We start from the raw sequence: 17,904 nt of genomic DNA on the forward strand, positions 1-17,904 counted from the left end.
CGAGATCAGGCGGAGGAGATCAGGCGGGCGGCCAGATGCCGAGCCGCCTCCGGCCGAGAGCCACCCGTATCTCCTCCCGCCATGGTCTCGCGCGCAGCACCGATCACTGTCATTGCCCCTTCCCGGAAGCGGGACGAGCGGGCCGGGCATCGGCCGGGAAGCGCTCCGGCCCGCGGGTGGCCATCTCCTCGTAGACCTGCCAGCGCTGGTCGACGGCCTCCTGAGCGAGTGCGGCGAGCCGGGCCGCCTCGGCCGGGTCGGTGTCGCGGAGCCGGCGGAACCGCAGTTCCCGGTCGGTGTAGTCGGACAACGGGGTGCGCGGGCGTGGGGAGTCGAGCAGGAACGGGTTGCGTCCGGCGGCCCGCAGCACGGGGTCGTACCGCATCAGCGGCCAATATCCGGAGCGCACGGCGCGGCGCTGCTGGTCCATTCCGTCGCGCATGTCGATGCCGTGGGCGATGCAGTGCGCATAGGCGATGATCAGCGACGGACCGTCGTAGGCTTCCGCCTCGCGCAGTGTGCACAGGGTCTGCTCCGGGTCGGCGCCCATCGCGACCCGGCCGACGTAGACGTTGCCGTAGGCGATCGCCTGCAGCGCCAGGTCCTTCTTGGGGGTGGTCTTGCCGGCGGCGGCGAACCGCGCGACGGCTGACAGCGGTGTGGCCTTGGACATCTGCCCGCCCGTGTTGGAGTAGACCTCGGTGTCGAGCACCAGCACGTTGACGTCGCGCCCGCTGGCCAGCACATGGTCCAGCCCGGCGGAGCCGATGTCGTAGGCCCACCCGTCACCGCCGACGATCCACACGCTGCGTCGTACGAGATGGTCGAGGACGCTGCGCAGATCGGCGACGGCCGGATCGTCGGCCGGCAGAGTGTCCAGCCGGCGGGTGATCTCGCCGAGCCGTTCGCGCTGGGCGGCGAACTCGGACTCGCGCCGCTGGCCGGCGTTCAGCACCGCATCGACCAGTTCGGCGCCGATCCGGTCACGAAGCAGGCCGAGCCGGTCGGTGGCGAGCCGGTGGTGCAGATCGGCGGCGAGCCGGAACCCCATGCCGAACTCGGCGTCGTCCTCGAACAGGGAGTTGGACCAGGCCGGGCCGCGGCCCTGTGCGTTGCGGGTCCACGGTGTGGTGGGCAGGTTGCCGCCGTAGATCGAGGAGCAGCCGGTGGCGTTGGCGACCATGAGGCGGTCGCCGAACAGCTGCGAGAGCAGCTTCAGGTACGGCGTCTCACCGCACCCCGCGCAGGCGAGGGAGAACTCGAACAGCGGTTGCAGGAATTGTGCGCCGCGCACCGTGCCGAAGTCGACCCGGGACCGCTCGGCGTACGGGAGGGTCTCGAAGAAGGCGATATCGGCGCGCCCCGCCTGAAGCCGGGGTTCCCGAGGTTCCAGGTTGATCGCCTTCCGTTCCGGCGTGCCCACCGGGCAGGCTTCGACGCAGAGCCCGCATCCGGTGCAGTCCTCGAGATACACCTCGAGCGTGAAGCCGCTGTCGGGCAGGCCGCGGGCGTTCAGCGGCGCCGTGGGGAATCCGTCCGGCGCCCCGGCGAGCTCCTTGAGGTCGTAGAACTTCGACCGGATGACACTGTGCGGGCACACGAACGAGCAGGTTCCGCACTGGATGCACGTCTGTGGGTCCCAGACCGCCACGAGATCGGCGATGTTGCGCTTCTCGTACGCGGTGGTGCCGCCGGGATAGGTCCCGTCGGGAGGCAGGGCGCTGACCGGGAGCAGATCGCCCTGCCCGGCCAGCATGGCGCCGGTGACCCGCTGGACGAAAGGTGGTGCACCGGGTGGCACCGGCGGCGGTCGCCGGCGGGTCGCGGTGGCGTGGCCGGGCACGTGAACCCGGCGCAGCGCGGCCAGGGTCGCGTCGACGGCAGCGTGGTTACGGGTGACCACCTCGGCTCCACGCCGGGCGTACGTCTTGCTGATCGCCTCCTTGATCCGGGCGATCGCCGCATCGGACGGCAGCACATCGGAGATCGCGAAGAAGCAGGTCTGCAGGACGGTGTTGGTGCGTCCGGGCAGTCCGTTCTCGGTGGCGATGCGGTCGGCGTCGATCGCCCAGACGCTGAGGCCACGTTCGAGGATCTGTTCCTGCACGTCCAGGGAGAGTTCGTCCCAGACGTGCTCGGGTCGCGCGCAGTTGAGCAGCAGGACGCCGCCCGCAGCGGCACGGTCCAGCACGTCCACGCGGTCGAGCAGCCCGAGGTGATGGCAGCCGACGAACTGCGCCCGGCGGATCAGGTACGGCGCGCGGATCGGTTCGGGTCCGAAACGCAGGTGCGACACGGTCATCGAGCCGGACTTCTTGGAGTCGAGCACGAAGTAGCCCTGCGCATGCAGCCCCGGGTCAGCGCCGAGGATCTTGATGGTGTTCTTGTTCGCACCGACAGTGCCGTCCGAGCCGAGCCCGAAGAAGACGGCACGGACCGCACCGGCCGGCTCGATGTCGAACTCGTCGTAGGGCAGGCTGGTGCCGCTGACGTCATCGACGATCCCCACGGTGAAGCGTGAACGCGGATGTTCCCGGGCCAGTTCCGCGAAGACGCCCGCGACCATTCCCGGTGTGAATTCCTTGGATCCGAGACCGTACCGCCCGCCGATCACGGTGGGCATGGCGTCGCGGCGGTTCTCGGCCAAGGCGGCCACGACGTCCAAGAACAGCGGCTCACCGAGCGATCCCGGCTCCTTCGTGCGGTCCAGCACGGCGATCCGGGTCGCTGTGGCCGGGATGGCGGCTGCCACCTGTTCGGCGGGGAACGGCCGGAACAGGCGAACCTGCACGACACCGACCCGCTGGCCCTGGGCGATCAGGCGGCTCACGGTCTCCTGGGCCGTCTGCACGCCCGAGCCCATCAGAACGATCACGCGCTCCGCGTCGGGTGCGCCGGTGTATTCGACGGTGTCGTACCGGCGGCCGGTGCGCTCCCCGAGTTCCCTCATCGCGGCTCGCACGGCGGCGGGAACCCGTGCGTAGAACGGGTTCACCGTCTCCCGGCCCTGGAAGTACACGTCCGGGTTCTGGGCCGTGCCCCGGATCACGGGACGTTCGGGCGACAGGGACCGGGCCCGATGGTCGCGGACCAGCCCGGCCGGGATCAGAGCCCGGAGGTCGTCGTCGCCGAGCGTCTCGATGGTGTTGATCTCGTGCGAGGTGCGGAAGCCGTCGAAGAAGTGGACGAACGGCACCCGGGTCCGCAGCGTGACGGCCTGGGCAACCAGTGCCAGGTCGTGCGCCTCCTGCACCGAGGCCGAGGCGAGCATCGCGAAACCGGTGGTACGCGCGGCCATGACATCGGAGTGGTCACCGAAGATGGACAGACCCTGCGCCGCGAGCGAGCGCGCGGCCACGTGCAGCACCGCGGGGGTCAGCTCACCCGCGATCTTGTACATGTTCGGGATCATCAACAGCAGGCCCTGCGAGGCCGTGAAGGTGGTCGTCAGCGCACCGCTCTGCAGGCTGCCGTGAAGCGCGCCGGCGGCGCCGCCCTCGCTCTGCATCTCGACGACGGCCGGCACCGACCCCCAGATGTTCGGCCGACGCGCGGCCGACCACTCGTCGGCCAGCTCCGCCATCGCCGACGACGGGGTGATCGGATAGATGCAGCACACCTCGTTGACCCGGTACGCCACCGACACGCACGCCTCGTTCCCGTCGATCGTCGCGCGGCTCATGAGGTGGCCTCCGGAATCAGCGAGATCGCGTGCACCGGGCACTGGGCGGCGCAGGTGCCACAGCCGGTGCAGCGGTCGTAGTCGATGCGGTACCGGTCGCCCGGCCCCACCTTGATGACGGCACCCTCCGGGCAGGCGCCCAGGCACCCGTCGCACTCGAAGCAGGTGCCGCAGGACAGGCAGCGGGCCGCCTCGTATCCCGCCTGTGCGGCGTCGAACCCGCCGACGACCTCGGTGAAGTCGCCCACCCGCGAGCGCGGGTCCTGCTCGGTCTGCTGCCGGCGGTCGGCGTCGCCGAAGTACCAGGGGTGCAGTCCGGCGAACTCGGCGATCGGTGCTCGGGCCGGCTCCGCCGCGGGGCGGTTGCGAAGATAGGCGTCGATGTGGCGGGCGGCTGTGCGGCCGTGGCCCACCCCGACAGTGACAGTGCGTTCGGCGGGCACCATGTCGCCGCCGGCGAAAACACCCGGGCACCCGGTCATCAGCTGGGCGGAGACCAGGACCGTGCCGTCCGATGTGAACTCGATGCCGGGCACGTCGCGCAGGAACGCGGTGTCGGCGCGCTGACCGAGAGCGAGCACGACCGTGTCGGCGGCCAGGGTCTCGGTGCGTCCGGTCGGCACCGGCCGCCCGTCCTCGTCGAGCTCCATCAACTCGACGGTCAGGGCAGGAGCGTCGAAAGCCTGGATCGTCCGCAACCAGTTGATCTTCACACCCTCCCGTTCGGCCTCGTCGGCCTCCTCGACGTGCGCCGGCATCTGCGCCCGGGTGCGCCTGTAGACGATCAGGGCCTCCTCGGCGCCGAGCCGTCGAGCGACGCGGGCGGCGTCCATGGCGGTGTTGCCGCCGCCGTAGACCGCGACGCGCCGACCGATGGCGGGCCGTTCCCCCGCGGCCACCCGGCGCAGCAGGCTCACCGCGTCGACGATCCGGCCGGCCTCCCGAGCCGGAATGTCGACCCGTTTGGACAGGTGAGCACCGACTGCCACGAACACGGCGTCGAAGTTCCCCGCCCGGCGTTCAGCGGCCAGATCCCGTACGGGGGAACCGGTCTTGATCTCGACACCCAGTGCGGCGATGCGGGCGATCTCGGCGTCCAGCACGTCCCGGGGCAGACGGTAGGCGGGGATGCCGTAGCGCATCATCCCGCCCGGTTCGGCCCCGGCGTCGCGGACGACCACCCGATGTCCGAGCCGGGCCAGGTGGTAGGCCGCGGACAAGCCACTCGGGCCGGCGCCGACCACCAGGACGCGCTTCCCGCTCGGAGCGGGCGGTGGGTCCAGCCGCCAGCCACGTTCGACGGCGAGATCGCCGAGGAAACGTTCGACACCGTGGATCGAGACCGAGCTGTCGAGCTCAGCTCGGTTGCAGAGGTTCTCACAAGGGTGGTAGCAGACGCGACCGTGGACCGCGGGCAGCGGGTTGGCGGCGACCAGTTTTCGCCAGGCGCCCTCGTTGTCGCCCTCCCGGGCGAGCGCCAGCCAGCCCTGGATGTCCTCCCCGGCCGGGCACCCCGCGTTGCACGGCGGTGTCAGATCGAGATAGACCGGACGCCGCGCCCGGTCCGGCCCGCCGCGCGGCGTGTCGAGGCGCAGATCGGGGGGTGCGGTCAAATCGTCATGAGGCCTGCTCATGCTTCCATGCAACGCCCGTACGCAGATCGCCTCTCAGGGCCGAAGGACCCTTCTGTGCGGGCGGGCGACCCTGCCCGTCCAGGGGCGGGGCGTCAACTCTGAGGTTATGACCGAGACCCTCACCGGGCTCGACGCCGTCGACGGCCGCCGCCCCCCGCAACAGCTCTTCCGCGATCTGCGCACCTCGGCCGGCGGGCTGGGCGCCCGCGACGCGGCCCGGCGGCTGGCCGTCTACGGCCCGAACGAGTTGTCGCGCAAGCATGCCCGGACCTGGCCCGGGGAGTTGCTGGCCCAGTTCACCCAGCCGCTCGCGGTGCTGCTCATGCTGGCCGCCGTGCTCGCCTGGCTCGGCGGCACCCCGGAGCTGGCCCTCGCTGTCGTCGCTGTCATCCTGCTCAACGCCGCTTTCGCCTTCGTGCAGGAGCGGCAGGCCGAGCGGGCGGTCGAGGCGCTGGCCGCGTATCTGCCGTCCGGCGCCCGGGCCCTGCGCGACGGCCGGATCGCCGACATCCCCGCCCGTGACCTCGTTCCGGGCGACGTCATAGAGATCGCCGAGGGCGACCGGATCTGCGCCGACGGCCGCCTGATCGAGGGCACGGTGTCGGTCGACCTGTCGGCTCTCAACGGCGAGTCCGTACCGGCCGGTCGCACCGCCGACGCGCGTTTCGCGCCGGGCCCGCTGCTCGAGGCGCCGGAGCTGGTGTTCAGCGGCACGGTGTGCGTCGCGGGACAGGGCCGGGCCGTGGTGACCCACACCGGCATGCACAGCGAGATCGGCCGGATCGCGGCACTGTCCCAGCGGGGTAAGACCGAGCCGAGCCCGCTGGAGCGCCAGGTCCGCCGGGCGACCTGGATCATCGCCATCGCCGCGGTGGCCGCCGGGGCGGCGTTCCTGCCGATCGGCGTGGTCGCCGGGCTCGGCTGGGCGGCCGCGATCAGTTTCTCGATCGGCCTCATCGTGGCCAACGTGCCGGAAGGGCTGCTGCCCACCATCACGCTCGCGCTCGCCGCCGGGGTGCGGGAACTGGCCCGCCGGGGCGCCGTGGTGAAACGGTTGTCCGCGGTCGAGACCCTCGGCTCCACCACGGTGATCTGCACCGACAAGACCGGCACGCTCACCGAGAACCGGATGCGGGTCGCGCGGATCTGGCTGCCCGGCTCGGAGGTCGGACCGGACGATCCACGGGCTCGCGACCTTGCCTCCGCCGCGGCCCGCTGCACGACGGCAAACGACACGGGGGACCCGACCGAGCTGGCCCTGCTGCGCCTCGCGGCCGACTTGGGCATTCCGGTGAACACCGTTGAGCGCGACGAGGCGCGTACGGCTCTCCATGCTTTCGATGCCCGGCTGAAGCGCATGTCGACCGTCGACCCCGACGGCGTGCACACCAAGGGCGCCGTCGAATCGGTGCTGCCGCTGTGCACCGGTGTCCGAGCTTCCGACGGGCTGATCGTCCCGGTCACGCCGGAGGTACGTGCCGACGTCGCCTCGGCGGTCGATCGGTACGCGAACGCCGGCCTGCGCGTGCTCGCCGTCGCGGCTCGTCAGCTCGATCCGGCGCCACCGGACCGTGCTGCCGCCGAACGCGATCTGCACCTGCTCGGCCTGGTCGCCATGGTGGACCCGCCCCGGGCCGGGGTTGCCGGCGCCGTTTCCGCCGCTCACCGGGCAGGCATCCGGATCCACGTCATCACCGGTGACTACGGGCCGACCGCGGCCGAGATCGCCCGGCAGGTCGGCATCGGAGGTGAGGGCCGCCGGATCGTGACCGGCGAGCAGCTGGACCACATGAGCGAGGCCGAACTGGACGCTCTGCTGGCCGAGCCGGACGAGGTGATCTTCGCCCGCTCGTCGCCCGAGGGCAAACTCCAGATCTGTGAGGCGCTGCGCGCCGGTGGGCAGATCGTGGCGATGACCGGCGACGGGGTCAACGACGCCCCGGCCCTGCGGCACGCGGACATCGGGGTGGCCATGGGCCGCTCGGGCACCGACGTCGCGCGGGAAGCGGCGACCATGGTGCTCACCGACGACAACTTCGCGACCATCGTACGGGCCGTGGACGCCGGGCGGCGGGTCTTCGACAACGTCCGCAAGTTCGTGCTCTACATCTTCGCCCACGCTGTTCCCGAGGTGGTCCCCTTCCTGGTCTTCGCGTTGTCCGGCGGCGCGGTGCCCTTGCCGCTCACGGTGCTGCAGATCCTCGCCATCGACCTCGGCACCGAGACGCTGCCCGCTCTCGCCCTGGGCCGGGAACGCGCCGAACCGGGCCTGATGGACCGGCCACCACGCTCGCCGAGGCAAGGCGTCATCGACAAACGGCTGCTGCTGCGCGCCTGGGGCCTGCTCGGCGTCGTCTCGGCCGTGCTGGTCATGGCCGGCTACTTCTGGACGTTGTGGCGGGCGGGCTGGCACCCGGACGCCGGCGTCTCCGATCACGTCTACCGGCTGGCCACCACGATGACCTTCGCCGGCATCGTGGCCTGTCAGATCGGCACGGCGTTCGCAGCCCGCACCGACCGGGCCGCGCTGCGGTCGATCGGCCTGCTCAGCAACCGGCTCCTGCTGGCCGGCATCGCCTTCGAGCTCGCCTTCGCGGCTGCCCTCATCTACGTCCCGCCGTTGCAGGAAATCTTCGGCACCGCCGCGCTGGGACCGGCTCACCTGGCCTTCCTGCTGCCGTTCCCGGTTCTCGTCTGGGGCGCCGACGAGCTCTACCGGTGGCGCCGGCGGAAAGCAGACGGGACGCGGTCATGACGTCGAGCACGGCACGAAACGGTTCGGTCGAGATCGCGTACCGGGTGGAGGGCCCCACCGACGGCACACCGCTGCTGCTGATCATGGGTCTGGGCCTGCAGATGCTGTTCTGGCCCGAGACCTTCCGGCGGTTGCTGATCGATCGCGGCTTCCGGGTGGCATCGTTCGACAACCGCGACGTCGGGCTCTCCACCCACCTCACCGGCCACGGCATCGCCTCCCCCAAGGTCATGCTGACCCGCACCCCGGGCTACGGACTTCCCGACATGGCAGAGGACGCGGTGGCCGTGCTCGACGGGCTCGGGTGGCTCACCGCGCACGTGGCCGGGGTGTCGCTGGGCGGGATGATCGCGCAGACGCTCGCCGTGCGGCATCCGGACCGCGTACGTACGCTGACGTCGCTGTCCTCGACACCGGCGCCACACATCGGCCGCCCTCGTCCACGAGCCCTTCCGGCGCTGCTGAGCGGCACCGCGCACAACCCGGAGCAGGCGGCGGCTCACATGGTCCGCATCTTCCGGACCATCGGTTCTCCCGCCTACCCGCTCGACGAGCCGTGGCTCCGCGACGTCGCCAGGCGGAGCTTCGAGCGTGCCCACGACCCGGGCGGGGTACGCCGCCAACTGGCGGCCATCGTCCTCGCGACCGACCGCCGGCCGCTGCTGCGTCGTCTGCGCATGCCCGCGCTGGTCGTGCACGGCGACGCCGACCCGCTCGTACGGTTGTCCGGTGGCCTCGCCACAGCGCGGGCCATTCCCGGCGCCCGGTTCGTCGTCCTCCCCGGAATGGGGCACGACCTGCCCGGCCCGCTTCAGCCGGTCATCGCCGACGAACTCGCCGCCGTGGCGGCGTCCTGGTCGCCGGGATGAGGGGCCGACGGGGCGGACGTCCCGTGGGCACCGGACCTTCGGTCCTGCCGCGTGTCCCCGCCCCTCGATAGCGTCGGATTGCTGCTGAGGAGGTGACGACGATGACAGCCATGATCCTGGTCAGCTCGGTGTTCATCGGGCTCGTCCTGCTCGGTCTGTGGCCGATCGTCCGGGACTGGCGCGACGAGCGCGTCCGCAACGAGGCACACAGACGAAGCGCGCAGGCCACGACCGCGCCCGGAACGGAACCGAGCACTCTGGAGGGCGGCCTCGTCGCGGACCTGTTCGGACAGCGCCTCAACGCAAGCCAGTACCAGCAAGCGATGGAACGGCTGGCCGCCGCCGACGACGACCGCCGGCCGCTGCGGGTCCCGCCTGAGGCCGGCAGTGGCGCCGGCAAGCCGTGAGGAAAGCCGTTCAACCGTGATCCTTGGAGGGGTGATGAGCTCTCGATCGGTCGTACCGTCGGAAAAGGTGCTCTCGAGCTGCGTGGCCGCGGCCGGCTCGGCGCCCTCGTTGCACAACAGCCAGCCGTGGAAGTTCGTGATCGACGGCAACGCGATCGAACTGTACGCCGATTCCGACCGGCGGCTGCGCGTGATCGACCCGGCCGGGCGGGAGCAACTGATCAGCGTCGGAGCGGCGCTGTTCACGCTCCGTCTGGCGATCAGCCGTTCCGGCTTCGCATCCCGGACCAGGATGTTTCCGTCCGCGATGGATCCGGAGCTGGTGGCCCGGGTGACCGTTCGGGGCCGGGCAACCGTCACGGCCGCTGCCGAGTCGCTGTCCGCGGCGATCTCCCACCGGCGCACGAACCGCTGGGCGTTCTCGCCTGTGTCTCCGCCCGAGGCGGCTGTCGAGAGCCTCCGGGATGCCGCACGGCAGGAAGGCGCCGTGCTGAGCGTCGCCTCGCCGGTCGCCCGTACTGCCCTGCTCGGCCTGGCCAGATCGGCCGACCGCTGGCTGCGGGAACGTCCCGGCTATGAGGAGGAACTCGACCGGTGGACCACGGGTGCGGGACAACGCGAGGGTGTCCCGCGCTGGGCGGCCGGTGCGTCGGACGCGCTCGGCGTGATGCCTTTGCGGGACTTCACCGGCAAATCAGGACACCGTCGGCCGGCGGAGAACTTCGAATCGCAGCCGACCGTCCTGGTGCTGGCAACGGAGGGTGATCGGCCCGAGAACTGGGTCCGCGCGGGTCAGGCCCTGCAACGGCTGCTGCTGACCGCGACCTGCCAGCAGCTGGCCGCCATGCCGATCAGCCAGCTGGTGGAGGTGCCCGCGGTCCGCAAGATCCTGCTCGGCCCGGACAGCGAGCTCTCGGCGCAGATGGTGCTGAGGGTCGGCTACGGACGAGTTCCACCCGCAACGCCGCGACGCCCCGCCGGCGAGGTCCTGAAAGTGCGCGAGGAAGCGCTGGTCCGATAGGGACGCGCTGCCCTGAGTGGCAGGACCAAGAGGTCGGCCACCTCGGGACCGACGGCCCTGGCCGGCACCGTCGCGTGAAGGCATGATGAAGACAGGTTCACCGGCACGCAGGTGACAATCTGAGGTGGCGAGGCTCTCCCCCGTCATGGGCCCGAGGAAGGTCCGGCTGGTGAACCCGGCTACCGCCGTGCGGGTTCATCGCTGTCCTCATCTGTTCTCTGCCCGCACGACGGTGGCGCCACCGGGTTTCCGCCGATACGTCGCACTCCTCGAACCACCTTCGGGGCCGACGAGCGATCGCGCCCTCACCGGGATGTCCCGGACGCGCCAAGCGTCCGGGACATCCCTTTTCGGGGGCTGTTTCGCACCGCACCTTGGCGTACTAGCCTCGCCTCCATGGGTGAGAAGTCGTCAGCAGATGGCCGCGGCCAGCCACCGTCTCTCGGGCTCGGTCCCCTGTCCCGCATCCAGCTGGACGAGCTGCTTCAGGAGCTGCTCGGCCGGGTCGGCGATGTGATGGCCAGCCGCGAGCGCCTGCGCTCCCTGCTCGACGCGGTGGTCGGCATCGGCACCGACCTCGACCTGCGCAGCACTCTGCAGCGGATCGTGGAGTCGGCGTGCGCGCTCGTCGGCGCACGATACGGCGCGCTGGGGGTGATCGGCGCCGACCGCACCGAGCTGGCGGACTTCATCACGCACGGCATCGATCCGGCCCAGCACGCCAAGATCGGCGATCTTCCGCATGGCCGCGGCGTGCTCGGCGTGCTGATCACCGACCCGAAACCGGTCCGCCTCCCCGACATCAGGCAACACCCCGATTCGTACGGTTTCCCGCCGAACCATCCCCCTATGCACAGCTTCCTGGGTGTGCCGGTGCGCACCCACGACCAGATCTACGGCAACCTCTACCTCACCGAGAAACGCGACGCCGAGGAATTCAGCGACGACGACGAGGAGATTGTCGTCGCGCTGGCCGCCGCGGCAGGTGTCGCGATCGACAACGCCCGCCTGTACGCGCTGGCCCGCCGCCGGGAACGCTGGCTGGCCGCCACCGCCGAGATCACCGGGGTGCTGCTCGGCACCGTCCGGCGCAGAGAAGCGCTCACGCTGATCGCCCGCCGCGCCCGCGAGGTCACCGGCGCCGAGCTCGCGCTGGTCATGCTCTACGACGAGGAGAACAGCCGCTACACCATCGAGGTGGCCGAGGGCACGGATCCGGTCTGCACGGAACTGGTCGGCCGGGTCGTCCCGGTGGACACCCACGTGGTCGCCGAATTCGCCCGGGAGAAATACCGCGCGATCGACAATCTGCGGGCGGCCGCCGACTGGCCCGGTCCGATGCCCGATGGCCCGGCGATGGCGGCCCCGCTGGCCGGCGCCGACACGCTGCACGGCGTTCTCATCGTCACCCAGCCCATCGGCCAGTCCCCCACCGACGAGGACGCGGTGCAGCTGCCGTTGTTCGCCGGCCAGGCCGCACTCGCCCTCGAGCGGGCACGCGCCCAGGAGGAACGCCAGCAACTCGCCGTCCTGGAGGATCGCGAGCGGATCGCGCGGGATCTGCACGACGTGGTGATCCAGCGGCTGTTCGCCACCGGCATGCACCTGCAAGGCGCCGTCCACCAGGCCGGCAAGCGCGAGGTGGCCGACCGCATCAACACCGCCGTCGACGACCTGGACGCCACGATACGCGACATCCGCCGGTCGATCTTCGAGCTGCGGGCCCCGGTCGGCTCGTCGCTACGGACCGAACTGGGCGAAACCGTCGAAGCGGCCACCGAGGCGCTGGGGTTCCGCCCCACCGTGGACACGGCCGGGCCGATCGACAGCGCCGTGCCGGACGACCTCAAACCCCAGTTGATCGCCGTCCTGCGGGAGGCGCTGTCCAACGTCGCACGGCACGCTCAGGCCACCAGCGTACGGGTCTCGGTGGGCGCCGCCGGCAACGAGGTCGTCCTGCGGATCGAGGACGACGGCACCGGCTTCGACCCGGCCCTCGCCCGCGGTGGCCTGGTCAACATGGGCGAACGGGCTCACGACCTGGGCGGCGCCTTCGACGTCGGCCCCGGTACGGGTGGCACCGGGACACTGCTCGTCTGGCGGGCGCCCACCGGCGGGTGAAAGCGGGTCCTTCGCCCCTGTCACCGGTTCCGGCGCGCGCCGCACGGTGGAGGGGACACCGAAGTGGGAGGTCCTGCTATGACACCGCTCGAGCAGGCCGTTCGCGCGGCACGGCAAGCGCCCTCGGTCTTCAACACCCAACCGTGGGCCTGGCGGATCGACGGCGACCGCATGGAGCTGTTCACCGATCACCGCCGCCGGGTACGGAGCATCGACCCGGACAGCCGCCTGCTCCTGCTCAGCTGCGGCGCGGCTCTGCACCATGCTCGCACGTTCCTCGACGCGGCCGGCTGGTCGGCGGCGGTCGAACGCCTGCCCGACGGGGAACGACCGCATCTGCTGGCCCGCATCTCGCTGGGCCCGCCGACCACGCCGGACCCCGAAGCGGTCCGGATGGCTGCCGTGATCGCACGGCGGCACACCGACCGCCGAGCGTTCAGCGACCGTCCGGTGACCGGCTTCGAACTGACCAAGCTGCGGCGCTTCGTCGAGTCGGAAGGCGCCTACCTGCATGTGGTCGGCCCGGAGCAGGTCACCCGGCTGGCCTTCTCGGCCGAGGTGGCGGCGGGCACCGAGACACGTGACATCAGCTACCGGTCCGATCTGAGGACATGGACCAGCCGCCCGGCAGACAGCGGGGACGGTGTCACCGCGAGGACGGCAGTGCGTCCGGCACCGCGCCCGGTCCCCGTCCGGGATTTCTTCCCCGGCGGGGAGGCCCGCCTGGAGTCCGGTCCCGGCCATGACCGGGGTGCCGCCTTCGTCGTGCTCTTCGGACTCGACGACCGGCCCATGAGTCTTCTGCGCGCCGGGGAGGCCTTGTCCGCGCTCCTGCTGCTGGCGACCGCGGACGGGCTGGCGACCGCGCCGCTCAGTGACGTCGTCGAGAAGGACTGGCCACGCCAGCTTCTCCGCCACCTGCTGCGCGGCATCGGTGAGCCGTACCTTGTCGTACGGCTCGGGTACCGCGCCGGCCGCACGGCAGCGCCGGAAGCTCCACGCCGGGACCTGCGCGAGTTCGTCACCTTCGTCGAAGGGGAGGACGACGCCTCGAGACCTTGACCCTCCCGGCCAGGAAGGGGTGGTGCCCGCGGGCACCACCCCTTCGCCGACCCGATGCGGTCATGCCGCCAACGGTGGAGCGAGACGTACGGCAGCCACGCCGGGAACCGTACGCGCCAGCACCGTCACCACCGCTCGCTCGGTCTCGTCGCTGTACTCCCCGGTCACCGTGACGATGCCGCCCTCGGCGGCCGCCTTCCAGCGTTGCGATCCGTCGGCGTACTCGTCGAGCCGGTGTTGCACCTCGGCGGCCAGAGCCTCGTCGCTGCGCACCATGGCCCGCAGGATGTCCCGGCGGCTGATGATGCCCACCAGCTCGTTGCCGTCGAGCACCGGAAGACTCCGTACGTCGTGCTCGAGCATCGCCTCGGCCACCTCCGCCACGTCCATGTCGGGACGGGTCGCCAGCGGGTACGAAGCCATGACCTCGGTGACCATGCCCGGCCGCTCGCTCGGGTCGGTGTCCGGGTACTGCCGGATGTGCGCGGTCGGGTCCGGTGCGACGCGATGCCAGAGAAGGTCACCCTCGCTGACCATCCCGACCAGCCGGCCGGTGTCGTCCACAACCGGCAGGGCGGTCACACCCCTGGCGGTCATCAGCGCGGCAGCGCTCTCGACCGATGCCGTCTCCGTCACGGTGTGCACGGGGCTCGACATGATGTCCTTCGCGCGCACGAGCTCACCTCCCGGCCATCAGCACGGTCAGGTCGAGCAGCCGGTTGGTGTAGCCCCACTCGTTGTCGTACCAGCCGAACACCTTCGCCAGCCGCCCCTGCGCCTGGGTCAGCCCCGCGTCGAACACACACGACGCCGCATCACCGACGATGTCGGAGGACACCACCGGCGCCTCGGTGTAGCGGATGATCCCGCTCAGCCCCGGACTCGCCGCGGCCGAGGCGACCACCTCGTTGATCCGCTCCGCCGTGACCTCGGCACCCAGCTCCAGCGTCAGGTCGCTGACCGAACCGTCCACCACCGGCACCCGCAACGCGACACCGTCCAACCGGCCCGCCAGCTCCGGCAACACCAGCCCGACCGCCTTGGCCGCCCCCGTGCTCGTCGGAATGATGTTCACACCGGCCGCCCGTGCCCGCCGCGGATCCTTGTGCGGCGCGTCCAGCACATTCTGATCATTGGTGTAGGCGTGCACGGTCGTCAGATAGCCACGCTCGATCCCGAACGCCTCGTGCAGCACCTTCACCAGCGGAGCCACACAGTTGGTGGTGCACGACGCCGCCGAGACGACCTGGTGCTTCACCGGGTCGTACGTGTCCGCGTTGACGCCCGGAACCAGCGTCGCGTCGACCCCGCCCTTGCCGGGAGCGGAGATCAGCACCCGGCCGGCGCCCGCCTTGAGATGCAGGGCGGCGTCATCGCGCGTACGCAGCTTACCGGTCGACTCGATCACCAGATCGACGCCCAGCTCACCCCACGGCAACCCGTCCGGCGACCGCTCAGCGAACGCCGGGATGCTCCGGCCACCGACAACCAGGTGATCGCCCGTGTAACCCACCTCGGCGCCGATCCGCCCGAACGTGGAGTCGTACTCCAGCAGATGCGCCAGCATGGCGGTGTCGTACAGGTCGTTGACCGCCACCACCTCAAGTTCCGCCGCAAGCGGCGCCTTGCCTGCCAGCAGACGCAGATAGTTGCGGCCGATCCGGCCGAACCCGTTGATCGCGATGCGATAGGTCATCGCCATCGCCCTCCTGTCCGTGTCTCGTTCCGTCCCCTCCAGCCTTTCGCCGCCACACCCGCCGCGGCAGAGCCGAAGGTCCCGCGTGAACGGGCCCCAGCGACACGCCTCCGGCCGGTCAGTTCGGGCACAGGGTCTCTGACCACGAGGCCACGCACAATCGGTGCTGTCCCACCTGGCCCGGCCTGCTCCGTCCACGCCCCGGACCCGCACGATGAGGACACTGTGCAGGGCACCGTGGACGGACGACCCGGACCGCGTACGGGATCATCGCTCGCTGATCCACGGTGTCACCATGCGGACGGCAGCGCCGGAGTCACTCCGGACCCGCAGTTCAGCACGGGTTCAGGGCACCAGAACAGCGGCTCCGGTCACCGCGTCCCCGGCCAGGTCTGCCAGCGCATCGGCGGCCCTGGCCATCGGGTACGGCGTGACCTCGACACGAAGCCGGTGCTCCTGCGCGAACGCCAGCAGGTCGCGGCCGTCCCGGCGAGTGTTGGCGGTGACGCTGCGAACCGTCCGCTCCTGGAACAGCTCGCGGTCATAGTCCAGCGACGGGATCTCGCTCAGGTGGATCCCCGCGATCGCCAGAGTGCCACCGCGGTCCAGAGCGCGCAACGCAACCGGCACAAGATCACCGGCCGGGGCGAAGAGCACCGCGGAATCCAGCGCCTCGGGCGGCTCGTCGAAGGCGCCGGCAGCGGAGGCGGCACCGAGTTCCAGGGCCAGCTTCTGCGCCCGCGGCGAGCGGGTCAGCACATGCACACGGGCACCGCGAGCGATCGCCACCTGCGCGGTCAGGTGCGCCGAGGCGCCGAAGCCGTAAATTCCCAGCGTGCCGTGCTCGGGCAGCTCGGCCCGGCGCAACGCCCGGAAGCCGATGATCCCGGCACACAACAGCGGGGCCAGCTCAACGTCCGAGTACCCGTGCGGAAGGGTGTAGGCGAAGTCCGCCGGTACGGTGACGCAGTCGGCGTACCCACCGTCGGCATCCCACCCGGTGTACTGCGAACCGGGACACAGGTTCTCAGCACCGCGAGCGCAGTAACGACATGTGCCGTCGGTCCGGCGCAGCCACGCCACCCCGACCCGGTCACCGGGCCGGAACCCGCTCACCCCGTCACCCAGCTCGAGCACATGACCAACGATCTCGTGGCCCGGGACCACGGACGGACGATGAACCGGCAGATCCCCGCAGACCACGTGCAGGTCGGTCCGGCACACCCCGCAGGCATCGACCGCCACCAGCAGTTCACCCGCCGCCAGCCGGGGCACCCTCATCGCCACCCTGGTCATCGCCCGGCGAACGTCCGGTCCTGGATCGCTGACCTGCCAGCCGTACATGCTTCGCCTCCCTGCTCCACCGTGATCGGCGACCCGTCCACACACCCGATGATCCGCCCTGCCGTCAGCCAGGATCGGCGGCCCGAGCCGCCGATCCCTCGGCCGGTTGCGTGTCCGCTCGTTCATTCAGCGGCGATCTCGATCCGGCGGGCCTCCGGTTGCGGCGCCGACAGCGGCACCACGATCTCGAGGATGCCGTTACGGTACGTCGCCTTGATCTTGCTCTCGTCGGCATTGGCCGGCAGGCGCACCGACCGCTGCATCGAGCCGTAACGGAACTCGCTGCGGTTGAGGCCCTTCTCCTCCTCGCGGCGTTCGGCCTTGACGGTCAGCACGCCGTGCAAGGCCGCGATCTGCAGGTCCTTCTCGGGGTCGAGCCCCGGCAACTCGGCGCGCAGCAGGTACTGCTCGTCGGTGATGCGGTCCTCGAAGCGGATCGCGGGCAGCGGACGCGGGAAGTCGACCTCCAGCCAGTCGGTCATGTCTCCGAACAGGCGTGGCAACAGTCCGGACATCGCGTCATCTCCTTTCGGATGTGGGCTTTCACCTCTATCCGAGCGCGCGACAGGGCCGCTGGTCAGAGGCGGAAGTCCTCAACCGGTCGGGACGACGGGGGGCCCGTCAGTTGACTCCCGTTCCGAAGCGGACGCCGCGCAGCTGGCTGTCGTCGTGCGAGAACGTCAGGTCCGACCGCACCTCGACGACCCCGGCCACCTGCCGGCTCAGCCGCTCCACGATCTCGGTCGAGGACCAGCGGTCGACCTTGCCCGACAGGGTGACAACGCCGTCGACCACGGCCGCGGTGACGGATGCGTTCTCGTCGTCCACGTACGGCCGCAGCACGGCCGCCTCGATGTCGGCCAGGATCTCGTCGTCAGGCCGCAGGTGGGTCTTGAGCAGGTCACCCCGCGAGACGATGCCGATCAGCCGGCCCAGGTCGTCGACGACCGGCAGCCTCTTGACCTTCTCACGATCCATCAGCCGGGCGGCCGCCGCGATCGACGTGCCGCTGAGCGCCGTCACCGCGGGCGCGGTCATCAGCTCCGACACCGTGCGCGCGAGAGCCTTGTGCCGGTCATCGCGGCGCCGGCGCCCGTCGAACAGCCGGGGCTCCTCATCACCCGCATACTCGATCTTGCGCAGCAGGTCAGCCTCGGACACCACCCCCACCACGCGGCCGAACGCGTCGATCACCGGCACCGCGCTCAACCTGTTGTCGACCAGCAGATCGACCACATCCCGGTAGGTGGCGGCGGCGTCCACCGACAGAACCGCCTTCGTCATCACATCGTCGACACCCCAGGTCTTCACCG

General features: G+C 70.8%; 13 protein-coding genes. 6 read left to right on the forward strand and 7 right to left on the reverse strand.

The features are described 5' to 3' along the window. Positions 1 to 109 precede the first annotated feature (109 nt). Both nifJ and C8E87_RS01395 read right to left on the reverse strand, forming a co-directional pair. Positions 110 to 3,682 (reverse strand): pyruvate:ferredoxin (flavodoxin) oxidoreductase, encoded by a 3,573-nt coding sequence (gene nifJ / locus C8E87_RS01390; protein WP_133871381.1) that lies wholly within the window; start codon positions 3,680 to 3,682, stop codon positions 110 to 112. Next, complete coding sequence (locus tag C8E87_RS01395; protein ID WP_133871382.1) at positions 3,679 to 5,316, reverse strand: NAD(P)-binding protein; 1,638 nt, start codon at positions 5,314 to 5,316, stop codon at positions 3,679 to 3,681. The genes nifJ and C8E87_RS01395 overlap by 4 nt, the downstream gene beginning before the upstream one ends. A 106-nt stretch (positions 5,317 to 5,422) precedes the next feature. On the opposite strand from C8E87_RS01395, the gene C8E87_RS01400 reads away from it, so the two are divergent. From C8E87_RS01400 to C8E87_RS01425, 6 genes are all read left to right on the forward strand, one after another. Further along, positions 5,423 to 8,071: a cation-translocating P-type ATPase gene (locus tag C8E87_RS01400; protein WP_133871383.1), complete on the forward strand. Its 2,649-nt coding sequence runs from the start codon at positions 5,423 to 5,425 to the stop codon at positions 8,069 to 8,071. Then, positions 8,068 to 8,940: an alpha/beta fold hydrolase gene (locus C8E87_RS01405; RefSeq protein ID WP_133871384.1), complete on the forward strand. Its 873-nt coding sequence runs from the start codon at positions 8,068 to 8,070 to the stop codon at positions 8,938 to 8,940. Before C8E87_RS01400 ends, C8E87_RS01405 begins: the two co-directional genes overlap by 4 nt. 101 nt (positions 8,941 to 9,041) lie before the next feature. Next, positions 9,042 to 9,347: a hypothetical protein gene (locus C8E87_RS01410; protein WP_133871385.1), complete on the forward strand. Its 306-nt coding sequence runs from the start codon at positions 9,042 to 9,044 to the stop codon at positions 9,345 to 9,347. 34 nt (positions 9,348 to 9,381) lie between these two features. After that, positions 9,382 to 10,368, forward strand: a complete 987-nt coding sequence (locus C8E87_RS01415) for an Acg family FMN-binding oxidoreductase (protein ID WP_133871386.1) — start codon at positions 9,382 to 9,384, stop codon at positions 10,366 to 10,368. 396 nt (positions 10,369 to 10,764) lie between these two features. Beyond that, positions 10,765 to 12,489 carry a GAF domain-containing sensor histidine kinase gene (locus C8E87_RS01420; RefSeq protein WP_133871387.1) on the forward strand — a complete coding sequence of 575 codons (1,725 nt, stop codon included), beginning with the start codon at positions 10,765 to 10,767 and terminating at the stop codon, positions 12,487 to 12,489. Positions 12,490 to 12,567: 78 nt separating this feature from the next. Then, positions 12,568 to 13,551: an Acg family FMN-binding oxidoreductase gene (locus C8E87_RS01425; RefSeq protein WP_133871388.1), complete on the forward strand. Its 984-nt coding sequence runs from the start codon at positions 12,568 to 12,570 to the stop codon at positions 13,549 to 13,551. A gap of 60 nt (positions 13,552 to 13,611) precedes the next feature. Here C8E87_RS01425 and C8E87_RS01430 read toward each other — a convergent pair whose 3' ends face one another. From C8E87_RS01430 to C8E87_RS01450, 5 genes are all read right to left on the reverse strand, one after another. Then, a complete protein-coding gene (locus C8E87_RS01430) occupies positions 13,612 to 14,226 on the reverse strand; it encodes a CBS domain-containing protein (RefSeq protein ID WP_133871389.1) in 615 nt (204 codons plus the stop codon). 4 nt (positions 14,227 to 14,230) lie between these two features. Further along, positions 14,231 to 15,247 carry a type I glyceraldehyde-3-phosphate dehydrogenase gene (gene gap / locus C8E87_RS01435; protein ID WP_133876550.1) on the reverse strand — a complete coding sequence of 339 codons (1,017 nt, stop codon included), beginning with the start codon at positions 15,245 to 15,247 and terminating at the stop codon, positions 14,231 to 14,233. Between the two features lie 345 nt (positions 15,248 to 15,592). Next, positions 15,593 to 16,591 carry a zinc-binding alcohol dehydrogenase family protein gene (locus tag C8E87_RS01440; protein ID WP_133871390.1) on the reverse strand — a complete coding sequence of 333 codons (999 nt, stop codon included), beginning with the start codon at positions 16,589 to 16,591 and terminating at the stop codon, positions 15,593 to 15,595. Positions 16,592 to 16,713: 122 nt separating this feature from the next. Continuing rightward, entirely contained in the window at positions 16,714 to 17,106 is a 393-nt protein-coding gene (locus tag C8E87_RS01445; protein ID WP_133871391.1) for an Hsp20/alpha crystallin family protein, read from the reverse strand. Positions 17,107 to 17,212: 106 nt separating this feature from the next. After that, complete coding sequence (locus tag C8E87_RS01450; RefSeq protein ID WP_133871392.1) at positions 17,213 to 17,902, reverse strand: CBS domain-containing protein; 690 nt, start codon at positions 17,900 to 17,902, stop codon at positions 17,213 to 17,215. Between the last annotated feature and the right edge of the window lie 2 nt (positions 17,903 to 17,904).

This window comes from Paractinoplanes brasiliensis (genome assembly GCF_004362215.1).
Classification (GTDB): Bacteria; Actinomycetota; Actinomycetes; order Mycobacteriales; family Micromonosporaceae; genus Actinoplanes; species Actinoplanes brasiliensis.